The sequence below is a fragment of the Streptomyces sp. NPDC039465 genome, from assembly GCF_055639315.1.
Genome location: NZ_JBVKAP010000011.1, coordinates 143,825 through 163,675, shown reverse-complemented (window position 1 = coordinate 163,675; position 19,851 = coordinate 143,825). Strand labels below are relative to the sequence as shown.

Sequence of the window (19,851 nt, the reverse complement as noted above, 5' to 3'; positions counted from 1 at the left end):
GCCGTCAAGGACGCCACAGGGGCCAGGGAGCCGCGGCGCCGGACCGCGAGCATGCCCCAAAGAATCTGACACCGCATCAGAAAATCTCTTCCCTCGTCCCGGCCGCTGCGGCATCCTGCGCCCCATGGAGACGGAGCTGAGCAAGAGACTGGGCATCGAGCACGCCATCTTCGGCTTCACGCCCTTTCCCGCGGTGGCCGCCGCGATCACCCGCGCCGGCGGCTTCGGCGTCCTCGGCGCGGTGCGCTACGCCGCCCCCGAGGACCTCGCCCGCGACCTCGACTGGATGCAGGAGCACACCGACGGGCTGCCCTACGGACTCGACGTCGTCATGCCCGCCAAGAAGGTCGAGGGGGTGACCGAGTCCGACGTCGAGGCGATGATCCCCGAAGGGCACCGGGAGTTCGTCCGCACCACCCTCGCCAAGCACGGCGTCCCCGAACTCGCCGAAGGCGAGGCCTCCGGCTGGCGCATCACCGGCTGGATGGAGCAGGTCGCCCGCAGCCAGCTCGACGTCGCCTTCGACTACCCCATCAAACTCCTCGCCAACGCCCTCGGCTCCCCGCCCCCGGACGTCGTACGCCGCGCCCACGACCAGGGAGTCCTCGTCGCCGCCCTCGCGGGCAGCGCCCGCCACGCCCGCCACCACGCCGACGCCGGCATCGACATCGTCGTCGCCCAGGGCTACGAGGCGGGCGGCCACACCGGCGAGATCGCCTCCATGGTCCTCACCCCCGAAGTCGTCGACGCCGTCGGCCCGCTGCCCGTCCTCGCCGCCGGCGGCATCGGCAGCGGCGAGCAGATCGCCGCCGGACTCGCCCTCGGCGCCCAGGGCGTCTGGCTCGGCTCCCTCTGGCTCACCACCACCGAGGCCGAGCTCCACTCCCGCGCCCTGACCGCCAAGCTCCTCGCCGCGGGCTCCGGCGACACCGTCCGCTCCCGTGCCCTGACCGGCAAGCCCGCCCGCCAGCTGCGCACCGAATGGACCGACGCGTGGGACGACCCGGCCGGGCCGGGACCGCTCCCCATGCCGCTCCAGGGGCTGCTGGTCGCCGAGGCCGTCTCCCGGATCCAGAAGTACGAGGTGGAGCCGCTGCTCGGCACCCCGGTCGGGCAGATCGTCGGCCGGATGAACGCCGAACGCAGCGTGCGCGAGGTCTTCGACGACCTCACCCGCGGCTTCGAACGGGCCGTCGACCGCATCCAGCGCATCGCCGGAAGGAGCGGGACATGAGCGAGGGCGACATGAGCGAGCGGGAGACGAGCGAGCGCGAGCGGAACATGGGTGAGCAGGGTGCGCGTCCCGCTCCCAGCGGCTTCTGGGCCCAGGCGGCCGCCGACCCCGGCCGTACGGTGCTGACGGCGCCCGACGGCGTGGAGTGGACCGCCGGCCGTCTGCACGCCGCCGCCAACCAGCTTGTGCACGGTCTGCGCGCCGCCGGCCTGCGCCGCGGCGACGCCTTCGCCGTCGTCCTGCCCAACGGCGCTGAGTTCTTCACCGCCCACCTCGCCGCCACCCAGGCCGGTTTCTACCTCGTCCCCGTCAACCACCACCTCGTCGGACCCGAGATCGCCTGGATCGTCTCCGACTCCGGCGCCAAGGTCCTCATCGCCCACGAACGCTTCGCCCAGGCCGCCACGGCCGCCGCCGTCGAGGCCGGCCTGCCCGCCACCCACCGCTTCGCCGTGGGCGCCGTCGAAGGCTTCCGGCCGTACGCCGCACTGCTCGACGGACAGCCCCCCACACCGCCCGCCGACCGGACCCTCGGCTGGGTGATGAACTACACCTCGGGCACCACCGGCAGGCCGCGCGGCATCCGCCGCCCCCTGCCCGGCAGACTGCCGGAGGAGACCCATCTCGGCGGATTCCTCGGTATCTTCGGCATCAGGCCGTTCGACGACAACGTCCACCTGGTCTGCTCGCCGCTCTACCACACCGCCGTGCTCCAATTCGCGGCCGCCGCCCTGCACATCGGCCATCCGCTCGTCCTCATGGACAAATGGACGCCCGAGGAGATGCTGCGGCTCATCGACGCCCACGTGTGCACCCACACCCACATGGTCCCCACGCAGTTCCACCGGCTGCTCGCCCTGCCGCAGACCGTCAAGGACCGCTACGACGTCTCCTCCCTGCGCCACGCCATCCACGGCGCCGCGCCCTGCCCCGACCACGTCAAACGCGCCATGATCGACTGGTGGGGCCGGTGCGTCGAGGAGTACTACGCGGCCAGTGAGGGCGGCGGTGCCTTCGCCACCGCCGAGGACTGGCTGAAGAAGCCCGGCACCGTCGGCAAGGCCTGGCCCATCAGTGAACTCGCCGTCTTCGACGACGACGGCCACCAACTGCCGCCCGGTGAGCTCGGCACCGTCTACATGAAGATGTCCACCGGCGGATTCTCGTACCACAAGGACGCGACCAAGACCGCGAAGAACCGCATCGGCGACTACTTCACCGTCGGCGACCTCGGTGTCCTCGACGAGGACGGCTATCTCTTCCTCCGCGACCGCAAGATCGACATGATCATCTCGGGCGGGGTCAACATCTACCCGGCCGAGATCGAGGCCGCGCTCCTCAGCCACCCCGCCGTCGCGGACGCCGCCGCCTTCGGCGTCCCGCACACCGACTGGGGCGAGGAGGTCAAGGCCGTCGTCGAACCCGCCGACGGGCACATCCCGAGCCAGAGGCTCGCCGCCGAGATCCTCGACCACGTCGCCGGACAGCTCGCCGGCTACAAACGCCCCAGGTCCGTCGAGTTCATCGACACCATGCCCCGCGACCCCAACGGCAAGCTGTACAAGCGACGGCTGCGCGATCCCTACTGGGAGGGCCACACCCGCCCGCTGTAGCGCCGCACCGGCCCGACGGTGGCCAGATGCCCGACATATGGCACTATCGTGATCATGAGTTCGAGCGTGGCAGGACTGGCACGGCAGTGGACCACCTGGGTCCCGGTGGTCGCGGCGGTCGCGCTCGCGCTCGCCTGGGGCCGCGATCTGCCCGGACTCGCCGCCGCCGTCGTGGGACTGTGTCTGCTGGGCGCGGTCCTGTCCGCCGTGCACCACGCCGAGGTCGTCGCCCACCGCGTCGGGGAACCCTTCGGCTCCCTCGTCCTCGCCGTCGCCGTCACCGTCATCGAGGTCGGACTCATCGTCACCCTGATGGCGGGCGGCGGGGACAAGGTCTCCACCTACGCCCGGGACACCGTCTTCGCCGCCGTGATGATCACCTGCAACGGCATCGTCGGCCTGTCCGTCCTCGTCGCCGCGCTGCGCAACCGCGTCGCCGTCTTCCACGCCGAAGGCTCGGGCGGCGCCCTCGCCACCGTCTGCACGCTCGCCACCATGACGCTGGTCCTGCCGACGTTCACCACCAGCCGGCCCGGCCCCGAGTTCTCCACCGACCAACTCGCCTTCGCCGCCGTCGCCTCCCTCTGCCTGTACGGGGTCTTCGTCGCCGTACAGACCGTGCGGCACCGTGACTACTTCCTGCCCGTGCCCCGCGAAGGACACGACTCCGAGGACGAGCACGCCCCGCCGCCGACCGTCCCCCAGACCTGGTGGAGCGTCGGGCTCCTCCTCCTGGCCCTCGTCGCGGTCGTCGGCAACGCCAAACTGGTCTCGCCGACCATCGAGGACGAGGTCGAGTCGGCGGGCCTGCCCAACGCCGTCGTCGGTGTCGTCATCGCCCTGATGGTGCTGCTGCCCGAGACCCTCGCGGCGGTCCGCGCCGCACGCCGCGACCGGATGCAGACCAGCCTCAACCTCGCCTACGGCTCGGCGATCGCCAGCATCGGACTGACGATCCCGGCGATCGCACTCGCCACCATCTGGCTCTCCGGCCCCCTGGTCCTGGGCCTCGGCCCCGTCCACATGGTGCTCCTCGTCCTCACGGCGGTGGTGAGCGCCCTGACCGTCGTCCCCGGCCGGGCCACCCTCCTCCAGGGCGGCGTCCACCTCGCGATCTTTGCCGCCTTCGTCTTCCTCTCCTTCAGCCCCTGAGGACCCGTCACCCTCCGGGCTCTCCCTGAGCGACGAGGGACTCGCCGAGGGCCGTACGGGCGTACAGCACCGAACGCCCCGCCCGGTGGGCGCTCACCAGGCCCGCGTCACGCAGCGCGGTGAGATTCTGGGACACCCCGGCCGGGGACAGACCCGTACGCCCGGCCAAATCCGTGGTCGAGGCCGGACTCTCCAACTCGGTCAGCAGCAGCGCCCGCGACCGGCCCAGTACGGCGGCGAGGGCGCCGCCGCTCGTGCCACGCCGAGGGGCCCACAGAGATCCGACGCCGCGCGCCGGGTAGGCCAGTTGCGGCGGCTCCGGCGGGGTCACCCGGGTGAACAGATCAGGCCCGGTGAAGACCGAGGGGATCAGCACCAGCCCGGCACCGGCAGACGTCCGGGACAGCGCCTGCCGGCGGCGCGACAGCCGCAGCGCCTGATCGTGCCAGCTCACCGACGGGTGCAGGTCGTTGAAGAGACGCCCGGTGCCGTGTTCGGCGACCCGGCGGGCACGGTAGAGCACGTCGGCGTCGAGCACGGCACGGATCCGCGCCCAGTACGGGGCGAGCGCCAGCTGCCAGTACGCCTCGATCTCCTCCGCGAGCCGGGGCAGGCGGCCCTCCGGATCCGCGTACAGGGCCCGTGCCCGGGGACCGGGACGGCCCTGCTCCCGCGCGAGCCGGTCGAGGTCCTTGCGTACCTGCTCCGGCGGTGTGGCCAGCATCCTGGCCAGCTCCTCGGCGAGCGTGGGCGACGCCCCGCAGGGCGCGGGGTTGAGGAAGTCCGGAACATAGCCCGAGGCCGGGACGAGCTCGGCGAGCCACCCCCGGTCGAGCCCGGCGGCCGCCACCCGGGGCCACACCTGCCGCGCCCAGGGTCTGTGCACCGGGGGCGGCGAGGCGGTGCGCAGCAGCCGGGCGCTGGGCCCGACCTCCCACATCGGAGAGACGGCGAAGCGCACCTGCGCCAGATCGCTCGCCGAGAACGCCAGCTCAGCCGGCACCGCATGCCCCCCGCCGCCAGGATTCGCGTATGTCTGAATCAATGGCGGTCAGCCTACTGTTGAGGGCACCCTGATCGGCATGACCTCAGAGACGATCACCGCGGCGGCCTCCGGTACCTGGAAACTCGGCGACCTGACGGTCAACCGGATCGGCTTCGGCACGATGCGCCTCCCTCAGACCGGCGAGGCGCTGATACCGGACGCGGTGCCACGCGACCGCGACCAGGCGATCCGCGTACTGCGCCGCGCGGTGGAGCTCGGTGTGAACCACCTCGACACCGCCGCCTTCTACTTCTCGCCGTCACGCTCCGCCAACGAACTCATCAACCGCGCCCTCGCCCCCTACCCGGACGACCTGGTCATCACCACCAAGGTCGGTCCTGGCCGTGACCCCGCCGGCGAGTGGCTGCCCCACGCCACCGCACGTCAGCTGCGCGGCCAGGTCGAGGAGAACCTCCGCCAGCTCGGCCGCGACCACCTCGACGTGGTGAACCTGCGCGTCGTCGGCGGCGATTCGATAGCCGAGCGGTTCGGCGCCCTGGCCGAGCTCCGCGACGCCGGACTCATCCGCCACCTCGGCATCTCCAACGTCCAGCCACACCATGTGGCCGAGGCCCAGGCCATCGCGCCGGTGGTCTGCGTGCAGAACCAGTACGGCATCGGCATCCGGCCCGAACACGACGACTTCGTACAGGACTGCGGCGCGCGGGGCATCGCGTTCGTGCCGTTCTACTCCATCGCCGGCGCCGGACGCGAGGCGGGCGCGACCGGCGGCGAGAGCGACGAACTGCTCACCGTCGCCCGGGCACACGGCGTCACCACCGCGCAGGTGCGGCTGGCCTGGACCCTCCACCGCGGCCCGCACGTGCTCGCCATCCCCGGCACCGGCGACCCGGAACACCTGACGGCCAACGTAGCGGCGGGCGCGTTGCGCCTCTCCGCGGACGAACTGGCCACCCTGGACGCCCTCCACCGACGCGACGCGTAGCCGGAGGGCTCGATCACGCCCGTACGGGGACGGGGGCCGTACGGGCGTGCCGGCTTCAGCGACCCGGGCCCGACCGCGGGGTCAAGCCTCCGTCTTCGGGCCGGCGCCCGAGCCGGGCGTGCCCCTCCGGGCCCAGCCCCGGACCGCCGTCCCCCACCTCCAGGCCGACGCGCCGTGCCGCTGCGCGCTCTTGACCTGCCCCGGCCCGCCGCTCAGGATCCAGCCATGGCAGCCTTGGAGCGACTCCTCAGCCGTACCGTCGACGGCCTCCTGCACGACAGCGCGGCCCGCGTCCCCGACCGGATCGCGCTGCACTACGCCGACCGGGTCTGGACCTACACCGAACTCGACGCCGCCGTGTCCGCCGCGGCCGCCGTGCTGAACGGCGAAGGACTCCGGCCCGGCGACCGGGTCGCCACCTACGGCCACAACTCCGACGCCTACCTGATCGCCTTCCTCGCCTGCTCCCGCGCCGGACTCGTCCACGTCCCGGTCAACCACCACCTCACCGGCGACGACCTCGCCTACCTCCTCGGCCAGTCCGGCAGCTCCCTCGTCCTCGCCGACCCGGACCTCGCCGCCCGCGTGCCCGCCGGCTTCGCGGTCCGTGCCCTGCGAGACAACGACGACTCCCTGCTCACGGCCCTCGCCACCGCGCGGCCGTACGAGTCCGGATCTCCGGACGGTGACCCCGGCAGCCTCGTACAGCTCCTCTACACCTCCGGCACCACCGCCCTGCCCAAGGGCGCGATGATGACCCACCGCGCCCTGGTCCACGAGTACGCCAGCGCCATCGAGGCGCTCGATCTACACGAGGACGACAAGCCGGTCCACTCCCTGCCGCTCTACCACTCCGCGCAGATGCACGTCTTCCTCCTGCCCTACCTCGCCGTCGGCGCGGAGAACACCCTCATCGACGCGCCCGACCCGGCTGTCCTCTTCGACCTGATCGAGGCGGGCCGCACGGACAGCCTCTTCGCCCCGCCGACCGTGTGGATCGGCCTCGCCAACCACCCGGACTTCACCGGCCGCGACCTCGGCGCCCTCACCAAGGCGTACTACGGCGCCTCGATCATGCCGGTCCCCGTCCTGGAGCGGCTGCGGACGCGGCTGCCCGGGCTGCGCTTCTACAACTGTTTCGGGCAGAGCGAGATCGGACCGCTCGCCACCGTGCTCGGCCCCGACGAGCACGACGGCCGGCCGGCCTCCTGCGGCCGGCCCGTCCGGCACGTCGAGGCGAGGGTCGTCGACGAGGACGGCGACGACGTGCCCGACGGCACGCCAGGCGAGGTCGTCTACCGCTCCCCGCAGCTGTGCCTGGGCTACTGGGACAAGCCCGCCGAGACCCAACAGGCCTTCCGCGACGGCTGGTTCCGCTCCGGCGACCTCGTCGTCCGCGACGGCGAGGGCTATCTCACCGTCGTCGACCGGGTGAAGGACGTCATCAACTCCGGCGGTGTCCTCATCGCCTCCCGCCAGGTCGAGGACGCCCTCTACACCCACCCCGCGGTGGCCGAGACGGCGGTTGTGGGCCTGCCCGACCCACGCTGGATCGAGGCCGTGACCGCCGTCGTCGTCCCCCGCGGCGAGGTCACCGAGGCCGAACTCATCGACCACGTAAAGGGAGCGCTCGCCCCCTTCAAGGCCCCGAAACGGGTCCTCTTCGTCACCGAACTGCCCCGCAACGCCAGCGGAAAGATCCTCAAGCGGGAGCTGCGGGACCGGTTCACCACCGCCTGACGGCCCGCGCCCGGGCCCCCGGACCACAGCCCACCCGGCGCCCCGCCTAGCGGGGGTTCCTGAGGTCCACGATCCGCCTGATCTTGCCGACCGACCGCTCCAGCGTCTCCGGGTCCACCACCTCGACCAGGGCCGACACCCCGATACGGTCCTTGACCGCCGCCGCCACCGCCCGGGCCGCCTCCGCACGCTGCCCTGGCGTCGCCTCCGCCCGCGCCTCGGCACGTACGGTCAGCACGTCCAGCCGGCCCTCCCGGGTCAGCCGCAGCTGGAAGTGCGGGGCCAGCGACGGTGTCCGCAGCACGATCTCCTCGATCTGCGTGGGGAAGAGATTCACACCGCGCACGATCACCATGTCGTCGCTGCGCCCGGTCACCTTCTCCATCCGCCGGAAGACCCGCGCCGTGCCCGGCAGCAGCCGGGTCAGATCCCGGGTGCGGTAGCGGATCACCGGCATCGCCTCCTTGGTCAGCGAGGTGAACACCAGCTCCCCCTGCTCCCCGTCGGGCAGCACCTCGCCGGTGAACGGGTCGACGACCTCGGGATAGAAGTGGTCCTCCCAGATGTGCAGCCCGTCCTTGGTCTCGACACACTCCTGCGCGACACCGGGGCCCATCACCTCCGAGAGCCCGTAGATGTCGACCGCGTCGATCGCGAACCGTTCCTCGATCTCGCGGCGCATCTCCTCGGTCCACGGCTCGGCGCCGAAGATGCCCACCTGCAGAGAGGTGGACCGGGGATCGACCCCCTGGCGCTCGAACTCGTCCAGCAGCGTCAGCATGTACGACGGCGTCACCATGATGATCTCGGGCCCGAAGTCCTGGATCAGCTGCACCTGACGTGCCGTCATGCCGCCGGACGCGGGGATGACCGTGCAGCCGAGCCGCTCGGCCCCGTAGTGCGCGCCGAGCCCGCCGGTGAACAGGCCGTAGCCGTACGCCACATGGACCTTGTGACCGGGCCGGCCGCCCGCCGCGCGGATCGAGCGGGCCACCACGTCGGCCCAGGTCTCGATGTCGCGCTCGGTGTAACCCACCACGGTGGGCCGGCCGGTCGTCCCGCTGGAGGCGTGGATGCGGCGCACCTGGGACTGGTCCACCGCGAACATCCCGAAGGGGTAGTGGTCGCGCAGGTCCGTCTTGGCCGTGAAGGGGAAGCGGGCGAGATCGGCGAGCGTACGGCAGTCGTCGGGCTTGACCCCCGCCGCGTCGAAGGACGCGCGGTAGAAGCCGACGTTCTCGTACGCGTGGCGCAGGGTCGCCCGCAGCCGCTCCAGCTGCAGGGCCTCCAGCTCCGCGCGGCCGAGCCGCTCCCCGTCGTCCAGCAGCTCCGCCCGATCCGTGCGCTCCGTCAGATCCACCCGACCCGTGCGATCCGTTCGCTCCGTCATGCGCCGCTCTCCCGTCCGTCCGACAGCTCCCTACCGATCATTCGGTCAGGTCGGTTCGATGGCAAGAGGCGGTGGCCCGATTCCCCAAGATCCCCCTGGGCCGAAAACCGATTGCGTCCCCGCGCGCGCCGGTGCTGGAGTGGGACTTATGGATCATGAAGCGGTGTTGGCACGGTACGACCGGCAGATGCGGCAGGGCGCCCGGGCCGACGGCCCCGGAGTCCGCGTCGAACGAGACGGTCCAGTCGTCCGGCAGACGGGCCCCGCCCACGCCTGGAACGGCATCCTCTGGTCAGGCCTCGGCGCGCTCGACGCCGACGCGGCCATCGCCGAACAGATCCGGTACTTCACCGGCCGCGGCCTCGCTTTCGAATGGAAGGCCTACGGACACGACGGCCCGGCCGACCTCCCCGACCGGCTCCTCGCCGCCGGGTTCACCGCCGAACCGTCGGAGACCCTCATGGTCGCCGACATCGACGACCTGCCCCTGGACACCCCGCCGCCCGACGGTGTCACCCTGCGCCCGGTCACCGACGCCGCGGGCGTCCGGCTGCTGACCGAGGTCCATGACCAGGCGTTCGGCACGGACGGCTCGCACATCGGCCGCCGGCTCCTCGACCGGCTGACGGAGACGCCGGACGAGGTCGTCGCCGTGGTCGCCATGGCCGGCGACACACCTGTCAGCGGTGCACGCCTTGAGCTCAGCCCCGGCACCGGCTTCGGAGGACTGTGGGGCGGCGGCACCGTCGAGGGCTGGCGCGGCAAGGGCATCTACCGGGCGCTCATCGCCCACCGGGCCAAGATCGCCGCGGACCGCGGCTACCGCTACCTCCAGGTCGACGCCTCCGACCAGAGCCGCCCCGTCCTCGAACGCCTCGGCTTCACGCCCCTGACCACCACGACGCCGTACGTGTACACGCCCTCGGCGCGCTAGGGCGCGTATCGAGTGGTGATCATCGGGTGGTCCTGGTGAGGTCTTTGCTCCAGATCATCGAGGCGTGCAGGTGGAGACTGGCGAGGTAGCTGTCGGGAGTCTTGTCGTATCGGGTGTCTCACCGTCCCAGTTCCGGCCTCCTGGTACGTCACGCTCTGGGGCGGGTGAGGCACGTGGAGCCGACCGGTGCACTGATGCCCGGGCGGGGACTCATGGGACATGGCCCGGCACCCGGCTCAGGTTCCGGGGAGGATACGGCGCGTTTCGTAGGCCCACATCGCGATCTCGACCCGGTTGCGGGCGCCGAGTTTGGCCATCAGGCTGGCCAGATGCGTCTTCACCGTGCTGAGGCTGATGTGCAGTGCATCGGCGATCTCGGTGTTGGTCAGCCCGCGAGCGACGGCGAGGAGCACCTGCTCCTCGCGGGCGGTGACGGGGGAGACCGGCTGGGCCACGGGCCGGCCGGCGGGCAGGTCCGCGAATGCCTGGAGCAGACGGACGGTGACGCTGGGCGCGATGAGCGCCTCACCGTCGGACGCCGACCGTACGGCCTGCGCCAGAAGGTCCGGTCCCGTGTCCTTGAGGAGGAATCCGCGGGCGCCGGCACGCAGTGAGCCGTAGACGTACTCGTCGAGGTCGAACGTGGTGATGACGACCACGGCCAGCGGCTCGGCGACGCCCGGGCCGGCGACCAGCCGGGTGGCCTCGAGCCCGTCGAGTACGGGCATGCGGATGTCGAACAGGCAGACGTCGGGGCGTAGTTCGCGGGCCAGACGTACCGCTTCCCGCCCGTCGGCGGCCTCGCCGACCACCTCGATGCCGGGCTGGGCGTTCAGCATGATCCGCAACCCGGTGCGGATGATCGTCTGGTCGTCAGCGACGAGGACGCGAATGGACACCGCTCTCGCTCCTCGCTCTCGGCAGTTCGGCTTCGACATGCCAGCCCCGGTCGGTACCCGGGCCGGCTCGTAGTGTGCCGCCGAGCAGGGTCGCGCGCTCGCGCAGTCCGGTAAGTCCGTATCCGTCGCGACCCCGGCCGGTGCGCCGGCCGTTGTCGCGCACGCTCACCCGTACCGTGTGCCGTTCCGCGGCGACCCGAACGACGAGCTCGGTCGCGTCGACCGCATGGCGCAGCGCGTTGGTCACCGACTCCTGCACGATCCGGTAGACGGCCGCGTCCACGGCCGGGGGCAGCGCGTCCAGTTCGCCGTCGAGCCCCAGGTCGACCCTGAGGCGACCACCCGGGGTGCGCACCAGGCGCTCCAGATCCGCGACTCCGGCAGGGGGCGCCAGCTCGGCGCCGACCCCGCGGTCGCGCAGCGCGGCGACCATGGCGCGCATTTCCTCCAGCGTGCGCGCCCCTTCCTCCTCGACCCCCTCCAGCGCCTCGACGGCGGCGGACGGGTCGGTGCCCGCGAGCACCCGGCCCGCCTGGGCGATGATCACCATGGCCGACACGTGGTGGGCCACCGTGTCGTGCAGTTCCCGGGCGAGCTGCTCGCGCTCGCGGGAGCGCACCTGCTCCAACTGCCGCTCGCGAGCGGTCACCCGGAACCGCACGGCAGCCCCGACCACGCCGGGCAGCAGCAGGAAGACGAAGCCCACGACCTTTTCGACGACCGGGGTCTCGTCCGTGACGACACACAGCGCGCCGGCCGCGAGGATCACCGCGCCGCCCAGCACGATCTCGCGTCCCGATCCCCACCGGGGCAGCGCGTACACCAGCACGAGCACGACCGCGCCGGTGTACAGGCCGACGGGCTCGCGCGGTGCGGCGACGAGCGAGGCCACCGGAAGCAGGATCACCGAGCCGAACGCCAGCGTCACCATCGCCAGCGGGCGGGTCCGGCGCCACAGGGGCAGCAGGCACAGCCATACGGCGAACACCACCGCCACCGGCCGCCACACGACGTTCTCGCGCAGGGTGGCCTCCAGCGCCACACCGGCTAGGCCCGCGGCGAGCAGCGCCCAGTCCCGCCGCACCCGGGCGGGCGCGTCGGGCGGCCGGGGTTCGGTCCACAGGGTTCGCAGGTCGTCTCGGAGCACGGTTCTCAGCCTAGGGACCGCGGCGTGCCGCGCATCGGCCGAAAGGACGGGTCGTCACTCCGCCCCGGGGCCGACGGATCCGCGGCCCGCGGGCCGATGCCGCAGAGCGCCGTAGCGACGAGCCTCGGCATCGGCGGCCGTACAAGGACGGCCGACGAGGTGGTTGGAGGACCCGATGCTCTCGAAAGCCCTGTTGCGCCTGGGCGCAAGCGCCGCCCGCCATCCCTGGCGGGTGATCGCGGCATGGCTGATCGCCGCCACGCTCGCCGTCCTCGCCGCCGTCGCCTTCGGCGGGCGGACCGCGGACTCGATGACCGCTCCGGGACTGGACTCCCGACGGGCCGCGGAACTGATCGAGCGTGCAGGCACCGGCGAGGAGGGGATGACCGCCCAAGTGGTCGTCACCCCCCTCGACGACGGTGCGACGTTCTTCGACGACGACGGCGCGCGCACCGCTCTCACGCGGCTGCGGGCCGAGGTGAAGCGGCTGCCGCACGTGCTCGGCACGAGCGACCCGGCGGGGGCGCTCGACGCGGGCGGGGACACCGCCGTGCGCGGCGGCCTCGTTTCGGCCGACGGGCGGATCGCGGTCGTCCGGGTGCAGTACCCCGACCAGAGCCAGCTGTCGGCCGAAGACCTCGACGCCCTCGTCGATCTCGGCGACCGGCTGCGCGCCGAGCTGCCGCTGCGCATCGAGATGGGCGGGAACCTCTTCTACGTCTTCTCCGACCCCGACGGCGGCGCGAGCGAGCTGATCGGCCTCCTCGCCGCGGCCGCGATCCTGTTCCTGGCGTTCGGTTCGCTCGTCGCCGCCGCGCTGCCGATCGGCATGGCGGTCTTCGGACTGACCGTCGGGGTCGCCACGATGACGGTACTGGCGGGGGTGACAGAGGTCCCCACCTTCGCACCGGTCCTGGGCAGCATGGTCGGGCTCGGAGTGGGCATCGACTACGCGCTGTTCGTGCTCGCCAGGCACCGGGAGTACCTCGCGTGCGGGCTCGATCCGCAGGCGGCGGCCGGACGAGCGGTGGCAACGGCGGGGCGGCCGGTGGTCTTCGCCGGCGGCACCGTCGTCGTGTCGATCCTCGGCCTGGCGGTCGCGAACGTGCCGTTCATGACGGTGGGCGGGGTTGCCGTCTCGATCGTCGTCCTGACGATGGTGCTCGCGTCGGTGACGCTGCTGCCGGCCTTCCTCGGCGCGGCGGGCCCGCGCCTGGCCCGGGCCGGCCGGATCGGCCGGGCTCTGCAGACCAGGAAGCTGGGCCGACTCGCACGGCGGCGGGACCCGGCGGCAGGCGCCGCCCACGCCGCCGGGTGGCGTCGCTGGATCGGGCACGTCAGCCAGCACCCGGTGCTGTACGCGGTCGGCGCGGCGGGGCTGCTGCTGACCGTGACGCTGCCCGTGCTCGGCCTGCGCGTCGGCCTGCCCGACGACGGCTCACTGCCCCACAGCCGTACCGAGCGCCGGGCCTACGACCTCGTCGCCGAGGGGTTCGGCCCGGGCACCAACGGTCCCCTCGTCATCGCCGCGGACCCCGCCGGTGATCCGGGAGTGCTGGACCGACTCGTCGAGGCGGTCGCGGCGGATCCGGGCATCGCATCCGTCGCGCCGACGCACATCGATCGGGCCACCGGCATCGCGACCCTCGTGGTGTTCCCGACCACCAGCCCTCAGGACAAGGCCACGGCCGACACCCTCTCCCGGCTGCGCACCGACGTGCTGCCCACGGCGATCGGGCACGGCCCGGCCAGGGCCCACGTCGGCGGCGCCGCCGCGAGCCTGTCCGATGTGGGCCAACGCACCAGCCAACGCCTGCCGGTGTTCGTCGCCGCCGTGCTGGCGCTCTCGTTCCTGCTGCTGATGCTGGTCTTCCGCTCGATACTCGTACCGCTCAAGGCGGTACTGCTGAACCTGCTGAGCATCGGCGCGGCCTACGGCATCATGGTCGCGGTCTTCCAGTGGGGCTGGGGAGGCGCACTCATCGGGCTGGAAGCGACGGTTCCGATCGTGTCGTTCATCCCGATGTTCCTCTTCGCCATCCTGTTCGGCCTGTCGATGGACTACGAGGTGTTCCTCCTCTCCCGCGTACGCGAGGAGTACCTGCGCACCGGCGACAACGGCACGGCGATCGTGGAGGGCGTCTCGCGCACGGCCCGGATCATCACCTCGGCCGCCCTCATCATGGTGGCGGTCTTCCTGTCCTTCGCCGTCGCCGAGGACCCCTCCACCAAAATGTTCGGGCTCGGCCTGGCCACCGCGATCTTCATCGACGCCACAGTCGTACGCATGGTGCTGGTACCGGCGACCATGACACTCCTCGGCCGGACCAACTGGTGGCTGCCGAAGTGGCTGGACTGGATACTTCCCCGCGGCCCGGTCGGCACCGACGACACCGACGCGGAATCCACGGGTGAGGCCCCGCGTCCACGGCTGGTTGACCGTTGACTCAACTCCTGCCCGCGCTTGGCGTCCGGCACCTCAGCGCGTCACCTAGGGGCGTATCGAGTCGTGATCATCGGGTGGTCCTGGTGAGGTCCTTGATCCAGATCATCGAGGCGCGCAGGTGGAGACCGGCGAGGTAGCTGTCGGGAGTCTTGTCGTATCGAGTGGCGATGCCTCGCCATGCTTTGAGCTTGTTGATCAGGCGTTCGACGGTGTTCCGCTCCTTGTAGAGATCGGCGTCGTGGCTGACGGGTCGGCCACCTCTGGAGCTCTTCTTCTTCCGGTTGGCGGCCTGGTCCTTCTTCTCCGGGATGACCGCCTTGATACGGCGTTTGCGCAGGTGGGCGCGGTTTCCGCGGGACGAGTACGCCTTGTCCCCGGCGACCGCGTCCGGCCGGATGCGGGGTCGGCCGACGGGCCCGCGTACCCGTACCTTCTTCAGGACGGGGATGAACTGCGGGCTGTCCGCTGCCTGGCCTGTGGTCAGGATGAACGCCAGCGGGCGGCACTTGCGGTCGGCGGCGAGGTGGACCTTGCTGGTCTGCCCGCCTCTGGAACGTCCGAGGAGGGCGGCCTTCAGCCGGAGTTTCCGCCGACGCCGGATGCGTCGTCGTTCTTCCAGCGCGGGATCACTTTCGGTCTCTTGCCCGTTTTGCTCTTCGAGGCCGCCCCCTTTGACCTGGCCTTCTCCTCCTCGGCCGCGGCTTTCTCCAGGGCGGTGACGACGTCCTCGTCGAGGTGCATCCCGGCCGCGTCGTGGTGGGCTCGGGCGGTGGTGGAGTCGATACTGACCAGGGACAGGTCCACCTCACCCCGCTTCGCGGCTTCCGGGATCAGGCCCTCCAGCAGGGCCTCGAAGACGCCGGCGTCACGCCACTGCCGGAAGCGGTTGTGGACGGTCGACCAGGCGCCGAACTCCGTCGGCATCTCCCGCCACTGCCCGCCCGTCTTGAACCGCCAGATCACGCCCTCGAACTGCTGCCGCAGTCGCTCGGGGTACGGGCCGTACTCGCCGATCGGCAGGTACGGCTCGATGAACTCCCCATCCGGATCGGTCAGTTGAACTCGCGTCACGTAAGACCGTCTATCGGACCGGACCGTGCCACGAAGGCACATCCCGCAAATTGATCACGACTCGATACGCGCCCTAGCGCGTCCAGTGCGCGGGACGGGTGAGCCCCTGCGGCAGCCGCGTCGCCGCGTCCCCCTTCGCCGCGTTGACCTGCGGCTGGGTGAGGAAGAGGCTCCCGGTCAGATCGGCGCCCGACAGATCCGCGTCCCGGAAGTCCACGCCGATCAGGTCCGCGAGCGTGAGATCGGCGCCCTTCAGGTCGGCGGCGATCAGCAGGGCGCCCCGCAGGTCCGCCCCCCGCAGGTCCGCGCCGCGCAGCTTCGCCCCCATCAGGTCCGCTCCGCGCCGGCTCTTCGCCTTGCGGCCCGCCGTGGCCCGTACCAGCGAGCTCGTCTTCAGCAGCAGGACGTTCACCTCGGCCCGCTCGGCCGCCACGTCGAGCGCCGCCAGCTCCTCGGGCCCGCCCTCGGTCAGCCGCTCCACCTTCTCCAGCGCGCGGCGCAGATCGGCGTGGATCGAGCGGGTGGCGCGCAGCGACAGCGCCTCGGTCAGATAGCGCAGCAGCTCATGGAGCTGGCGCATCACCGGGAACACGTCGTACATCTGCCGCGCCGTGCCCGGGGCCGTGCGCCAGTCCTGGCCGCCGAAGGTGACCTGCGACACCTTCTGGCCGGCGCCGAAGCAGTCGTAGACCGTGCAGCCGGAGAAGCCCCGCGTCCGCAGCTCGGTGTGGATGTCGCAGCGGAAGTCCTCCTGGAGGTTCCGGCAGGGCGTCCCGGACGGCTTGTTCACCGCGAAGTCCGCGGACTTCGCGAAGGGGAGCGCGACACAGCACAGCCCGAAGCAGTTCGCGCAGTCGCCGGTCAGGGCGGGGGCGGCCGCGTTCTCAGGAGTTACGGGCACAGCGGTGCGCTTCCTTCACATGAGGGGTGGTGGCCTTCCACCGTATCGCGCTGTCGGCGAACTCGGTTGCCGTGATCATCGCGGCCCGTGAGGATCGGCGTCATGCCGATGTTCACGACGTACGACGGAACCGAACTCGCCTACCACATACGAGGGGAGGGAGAGCCGCTGGTCTGCCTGCCCGGCGGGCCGATGCGGGCCTCCGCCTACCTCGGAGACCTCGGCGGACTGACCGCCCACCGCACCCTCGTCCTGCTCGACCACCGCGGCACCGGCGACTCGGAAACCCCCGCCGACCTAGCGTCGTACCGCTGCGACCGGCTGGTCGCCGATGTCGAGGCTCTCCGCGCCCACCTCGGCCTCGACCGGATGGACCTCCTCGGCCACTCCGCGACCGGAAACCTCGCCACCCTCTACGCGGCGGCGCACCCCGAGCGCGTGCGCTCGCTCACCCTGGTCACCCCCGGTGTCCGCGCGGTCGGCATCGAGATCAGCGACGAGGAGTGGGACAAGGCCGTCGAGGTCCACGCCCACCAGCCGTGGTACCCCGAGATCCGCGCCGCCCTGGACGCGCTGCCGGCCGACATCACGATGCGGGCCCTGCACGAGCTGGTCGCCCCGCTCGCATACGGACGCTGGGACGAGGCCGCCCAGGCCCACGCCGCCACCATCGACGAGGAGGTCAACTGGGAGGCCATGGACCGCTACTACGGCGAGGGCGCCTTCGACCCCGAGGCCACCCGGGCCGCGCTCGCCGCCGTCACCGCGCCCGTCCTTGTCCTGGCCGGCGCCTGGGACGGCAGCCCCACCCCCGCCCGGGCCGCCGAGCTCGCCGCGCTGTTCCCGCACGCCGAGCTCGCCGTCCAGCCCGGCGCCGGGCACTACCCCTGGGTCGACGACCCGGCCGCCTTCGCCCGCACCGTCGCCGCCTTCCTCGACCCGGAGGTCTCCACGGTCACGGTCGACGGGGTCCGCCTCGCCTACCGCACGTGGGGCGAGCCGGACGCGCCGCCGCTCGTGCTCGTGCACGGCCGGGGCGGCAGCGGCGCCGACTGGGCCCCGATCGCCCGCGAGCTGGCCGCGACCCGCCGGGTGTACGCCCCCGATCTGCGCGGCCACGGCCTGAGCGAGCGGCCGGGCCGCTACGGCTTCGACGTCTTCCGCGACGAGCTCGGCGGCCTCCTCACGGCGCTCGGCCTCACCGGGGCCGAGGTGATCGGCCACTCGATGGGCGGCGCCGCCGCCTACCTCCTGGCCGCGCGGGAGCCCGGCCTCATCGGCCGACTGGTCCTGGAAGACGCGCCGGTGTTCTTCCCGCTCGACCCGCCGCGCGGACCCGCCCCGAAGCCGGAGGAGGACCCCGGCTTCGACTGGGAGGTGGTCGCGGCCACCAACGCGCAGCTGAACGCCCCCGATCCGGGGTGGCGCGACGACCTCACCGGGCTCACCACACCGACCCTGCTGATCGGCGGCGGCGAGAACAGCCACCTCCCGCAGGAACAGCTGGCGTGGATGGCCGGACAGCTCCCCGACGGCCGCCTGGTCACCATCGAAACCGGCCACATGATCCACGAGTCGGAGCCCGACGCCTTCCTCGCCGCCGTACGGGACTTCGGTGTCGGCGCCTGACCCGTGCCCGGGGTGCCCGGGACGCCCGGCCGGCGGCTAGCCGGCGGTGTCCTCGGCCGCAGCCACCGACCGCGCCCAGCGGTAGTCGGCCTTGCCGCTGGGCGAGCGCTGGATGTGGTCGGTGAGCACCAGCTGGCGGGGGACCTTGTACCCGGCGAGCCGGGTACGGCAGTGCGCCTGCACGGCCGCCAGGTCCAGGGCCCGGGCGCCGGCCCGCAGCTGGACCACCGCGGCCACGTGATTGCCCCAGGTCGCGTCCGGCACCCCGGCCACCAAGGCGTCGTAGACGTCCGGATGGGACTTGAGCGCCTGCTCGACCTCCTCCGGATAGACCTTCTCGCCGCCGGTGTTGATGCACTGCGAACCGCGGCCGAGGACGGTCACGATGCCGTCCTCGTCGACGGTGGCCATGTCCCCGAGCAGCACCCACCGCTCCGTGCCCCGCTGGAAGAAGGTCTCGGCGGTCTTGACCGGGTCGTTGTAGTAGCCCAGCGGGACATGGCCGCGCTGGGCGATCCGCCCCGGCTCACCGGGCGCGACCGGTTCGTACGTCGCCGGATCCACCACCTGCGTACGGGCGTTGACCCGCAGCCGGAAGCCCCGCTCGGGGCCCGAGTCGTCGGTGGCGGTGCCGTTGAAACCGGACTCGGAGGAGCCGAAGTTGTTCAGCAGCATCACATGCGGCGCGCGCTCCGCGAACTCGCGCCGTACGGTCTCGGACATGATCGCGCCGGACGAGGAGACGCTGAACAGCGAGGAGAGGTCGGCGCCCTTCAGCGGACCGGTCAGCGCGTCGATCAGCGGGCGCAGCATGGCGTCGCCCACCAGGGAGATGCTGGTGACCTTCTCCCGCCCGATGGTCCGCAGGACCTCCTCGGGCACGTACTTGCGGTGCAGCACCACCCGCTGCCCGAAGTTGAAGCCGATGAAGGCGGTGAGCGTGGAGGTGCCGTGCATGAGCGGGGGAGTGGGGAAGAAGGTGATGCCCTCGCCCCCCGCCGCCACCCGTTCGGCCAGCTCCTCAGGGCTCTTCACCGGCTCGCCGGTGGGCGCCCCGCCGCCGAGGCCGGCGAAGAACAGGTCCTCCTGGCGCCACATGACGCCCTTGGGCATCCCCGTCGTCCCGCCGGTGTAGATGATGAAGAGGTCGTCGGCCGAGCGGGGCGCGAAGCCCCGCGCCGGCGACCCCGCCGCCTCCGCGTCGGCGAAGGCCACGCAGTCGAGACCGGGCGCGCCCTCGGGCGGGGTCCCCACCCGCACGAGGTGCCGCAGGTTCTCCGTCCGCGGCAGCGCGGCGGCGACCCGCCCGGTGAACTCGGCGTCGAAGACGAGCGCGGCCAGATCGGCGTCCCGGTAGAGATAGACCAGCTCCTCTTCCACGTAGCGGTAGTTGACGTTGACCGGGACGATCCGCGCCTTCAGGCAGGCCAGGACCGTCTGCAGATACTCGACGCCGTTGTAGAGGTGCAGGCCCAGATGCTCGCCGGGCCGGAGGCCGGAGTCGATCAGATGGTGGGCGAGCCGGTTGGCGGCCGCGTCGAGCGCGGCGTACGTCAGCCGGCGTTCCGTCCCGGTGCCGGGATGGTCGAGGTACACGAGCGCCTCACGGCCCGGGACCGCGTCGACGACCGATTCGAACAGGTCGGCAAGGTTGTACTCCACCGTTCCTCCTGACCGCGGCCCCAACTGGCTGGCGGTCATTAG

14 protein-coding genes and 1 pseudogene are annotated in these 19,851 nt (G+C 72.0%); 8 read left to right on the top strand and 7 right to left on the bottom strand.

Features of this window, described 5'->3' with window-relative positions; translation table 11 throughout:
- Window positions 1–124 precede the first annotated feature (124 nt).
- Genes ACZ7LT_RS29775 through ACZ7LT_RS29765 form a run of 3 tightly spaced genes read left to right on the top strand, consistent with a single transcriptional unit; the run spans window position 125 to window position 3,999 of the window.
- Entirely contained in the window at window positions 125–1,234 is a 1,110-nt protein-coding gene (locus ACZ7LT_RS29775; protein WP_471239216.1) for an NAD(P)H-dependent flavin oxidoreductase, read from the top strand.
- Between the two features lie 47 nt (window positions 1,235–1,281).
- A complete protein-coding gene (locus ACZ7LT_RS29770; RefSeq protein ID WP_471239266.1) occupies window positions 1,282–2,847 on the top strand; it encodes an acyl-CoA synthetase in 1,566 nt (521 codons plus the stop codon).
- A 54-nt stretch (window positions 2,848–2,901) separates the two neighbouring features.
- A complete protein-coding gene (locus ACZ7LT_RS29765) occupies window positions 2,902–3,999 on the top strand; it encodes a calcium:cation antiporter (protein ID WP_471239215.1) in 1,098 nt (365 codons plus the stop codon).
- A 7-nt stretch (window positions 4,000–4,006) separates the two neighbouring features.
- On the opposite strand, the gene ACZ7LT_RS29760 is transcribed toward ACZ7LT_RS29765, so the two are convergent.
- Window positions 4,007–5,002, bottom strand: coding sequence for a DUF5937 family protein (locus ACZ7LT_RS29760; protein ID WP_471239214.1), 996 nt, complete (start codon window positions 5,000–5,002; stop codon window positions 4,007–4,009).
- A gap of 79 nt (window positions 5,003–5,081) precedes the next feature.
- On the opposite strand from ACZ7LT_RS29760, the gene ACZ7LT_RS29755 reads away from it, so the two are divergent.
- A complete protein-coding gene (locus ACZ7LT_RS29755; protein ID WP_471239213.1) occupies window positions 5,082–5,990 on the top strand; it encodes an oxidoreductase in 909 nt (302 codons plus the stop codon).
- 225 nt (window positions 5,991–6,215) lie between these two features.
- Entirely contained in the window at window positions 6,216–7,730 is a 1,515-nt protein-coding gene (locus tag ACZ7LT_RS29750) for a fatty acyl-CoA synthetase (RefSeq protein WP_471239212.1), read from the top strand.
- Window positions 7,731–7,776: 46 nt separating this feature from the next.
- Here ACZ7LT_RS29750 and paaK read toward each other — a convergent pair whose 3' ends face one another.
- Entirely contained in the window at window positions 7,777–9,120 is a 1,344-nt protein-coding gene (gene paaK, locus ACZ7LT_RS29745) for a phenylacetate--CoA ligase PaaK (RefSeq protein ID WP_471239211.1), read from the bottom strand.
- A 148-nt stretch (window positions 9,121–9,268) separates the two neighbouring features.
- On the opposite strand from paaK, the gene ACZ7LT_RS29740 reads away from it, so the two are divergent.
- Window positions 9,269–10,054: a GNAT family N-acetyltransferase gene (locus ACZ7LT_RS29740; protein WP_471239210.1), complete on the top strand. Its 786-nt coding sequence runs from the start codon at window positions 9,269–9,271 to the stop codon at window positions 10,052–10,054.
- 236 nt (window positions 10,055–10,290) lie between these two features.
- On the opposite strand, the gene ACZ7LT_RS29735 is transcribed toward ACZ7LT_RS29740, so the two are convergent.
- Both ACZ7LT_RS29735 and ACZ7LT_RS29730 read right to left on the bottom strand, forming a co-directional pair.
- Complete coding sequence (locus ACZ7LT_RS29735) at window positions 10,291–10,953, bottom strand: response regulator (protein WP_471239209.1); 663 nt, start codon at window positions 10,951–10,953, stop codon at window positions 10,291–10,293.
- Complete coding sequence (locus tag ACZ7LT_RS29730; RefSeq protein ID WP_214923664.1) at window positions 10,928–12,100, bottom strand: sensor histidine kinase; 1,173 nt, start codon at window positions 12,098–12,100, stop codon at window positions 10,928–10,930. Before ACZ7LT_RS29730 ends, ACZ7LT_RS29735 begins: the two co-directional genes overlap by 26 nt.
- A 175-nt stretch (window positions 12,101–12,275) precedes the next feature.
- Here ACZ7LT_RS29730 and ACZ7LT_RS29725 point away from each other — a divergent pair, with 175 nt between their 5' ends.
- A complete protein-coding gene (locus ACZ7LT_RS29725) occupies window positions 12,276–14,546 on the top strand; it encodes an MMPL family transporter (RefSeq protein WP_471239208.1) in 2,271 nt (756 codons plus the stop codon).
- A 67-nt stretch (window positions 14,547–14,613) separates the two neighbouring features.
- Here ACZ7LT_RS29725 and ACZ7LT_RS29720 read toward each other — a convergent pair.
- Window positions 14,614–15,617, bottom strand: a pseudogene (locus ACZ7LT_RS29720) (IS5 family transposase).
- A 73-nt stretch (window positions 15,618–15,690) separates the two neighbouring features.
- A complete protein-coding gene (locus ACZ7LT_RS29715) occupies window positions 15,691–16,518 on the bottom strand; it encodes a pentapeptide repeat-containing protein (protein ID WP_471239207.1) in 828 nt (275 codons plus the stop codon).
- A 102-nt stretch (window positions 16,519–16,620) separates the two neighbouring features.
- Between ACZ7LT_RS29715 and ACZ7LT_RS29710 the strand changes: the two genes are divergently transcribed.
- Window positions 16,621–18,147 (top strand): alpha/beta fold hydrolase, encoded by a 1,527-nt coding sequence (locus ACZ7LT_RS29710; RefSeq protein WP_471239206.1) that lies wholly within the window; start codon window positions 16,621–16,623, stop codon window positions 18,145–18,147.
- A 36-nt stretch (window positions 18,148–18,183) separates the two neighbouring features.
- Here ACZ7LT_RS29710 and ACZ7LT_RS29705 read toward each other — a convergent pair whose 3' ends face one another.
- On the bottom strand, window positions 18,184–19,809 hold the full coding sequence (locus ACZ7LT_RS29705) for an acyl-CoA synthetase (protein WP_471239205.1): 1,626 nt from the start codon (window positions 19,807–19,809) through the stop codon (window positions 18,184–18,186).
- Window positions 19,810–19,851: the final 42 nt, after the last annotated feature.